The sequence below is a fragment of the Streptomyces sp. P5F9 genome (genome assembly GCF_057961495.1).
Genome location: NZ_JBXVPZ010000918.1, coordinates 1 through 1,337, shown reverse-complemented (window position 1 = coordinate 1,337; position 1,337 = coordinate 1). Strand labels below are relative to the sequence as shown.

General features: G+C 68.6%; 2 protein-coding genes. Both read right to left on the bottom strand.

Features of this window, described 5'->3' with window-relative positions:
- Window positions 1-1,020, bottom strand: a 1,020-nt coding sequence (locus tag AC31A1_RS51485) for an alcohol dehydrogenase catalytic domain-containing protein (protein ID WP_489659924.1), incomplete at its 3' end; no start/stop codon positions are given.
- Window positions 1,020-1,337: acyl-CoA dehydrogenase family protein (locus tag AC31A1_RS51480; RefSeq protein ID WP_489659923.1), on the bottom strand; the 318-nt coding region annotated here is incomplete at its 5' end. The genes AC31A1_RS51485 and AC31A1_RS51480, both read right to left, overlap by 1 nt.

Below are 1,337 nucleotides of genomic sequence, written 5' to 3'. Positions count from 1 at the left end.
CCCCGCCTCCGCGTCCCCCGCCGCCTTCTCGAAGTCCTCGACGGGATACGTCTCGGTCACCAACTCGTCGAGCAGCAACCGCCCTTCGCGATACAGCTGGGCGTACAGAGCGATGTCCCGCTGCGGCCGGGACGATCCGTACCGGCACCCGAGAATCGACTTGTCCAAATACATGGACGAGACGAGGAAGGACGCCTCGGCCGTAGCCGGCGGCACCCCGAGCAACACCGCCTGCCCATGCCGATCCAGCAGATCCACGGCCTGCCGGATCAACTCCACCCGCCCCACGCACTCAAAGGCGTGATCCGCCCCGTTCGGCAGAACCTCCCGCACTCCCTCGGTCGACGTGAGGAAGTGAGTGGCCCCGAACTCCCGCGCCACAGCCTCCTTCCCAGGGTTCGCATCCACCGCGACGATCGTCAACGCCCCCGCGATCCGGGCCCCTTGAAGAACATTGAGCCCGATCCCCCCGGTCCCGATGACGACGACACTGTCCCCCCGATCGACCCGCGCCCGATTCAACACAGCACCGACGCCCGTCAGCACCCCGCACCCGATGAGCGCGGCGGACGGCATGGGGATGTCCTTCGGAATCCGCACGGCCTGCACGGCCTTCACCACGGTCCGCTCGGCGAAGGCGGAGTTGGAGGCGAACTGGTACACCGACTGCCCGCCCCGCGTGAACGGTTTCCCCGGCCGCCCGATGGCCTGCCGGCACATGGTCGGCCGCCCCCGGTCGCACTCGGCACACGTACCGCAGTTGGCGAGCGTGGACAGGGCGACATGGTCCCCAGGCGCGACATGGGTGACGCCCACACCCACGGCCTCGACCACCCCCGCACCCTCATGACCCAGCACCACAGGTACGGGGAAAGGTATGGTCCCGTCCACCACAGACAGATCGCTGTGGCACAACCCGGCTGCCGAGATGGCGACCAGTACCTCACCGGGCCCCGGTTCCCGTACCTCCAGATCGTCCACGACCTGGATCTGCTTGCCGTCGAAGACCACACCGCGCATCAGACGACCCCCTTGGGTTCCCTGGGCAGACCGAGCATCCGCTCGGCGATGATCGTGCGCTGAACCTGGTCCGAGCCGCCGTAGATCGTGTCGGCCCGCGAAAAGAGGAACAGGTGCTGGAACAGGTCGAGTTCGTACGACAGGGACGGCGTCCAATCCACCGGCCCGACCGTCGCCGCGGCCCCCCGCACCTGCATCGCCAACTCCCCGAGCCGCTGATGCCACCCGCCCCACAGCAGCTTGGCCACACTGGGAGCCCCCGCGTCGCCGGCCCGCCCGAGGGTCCGCAGGGCGTTCCACCGCATGGCCTTCAACTC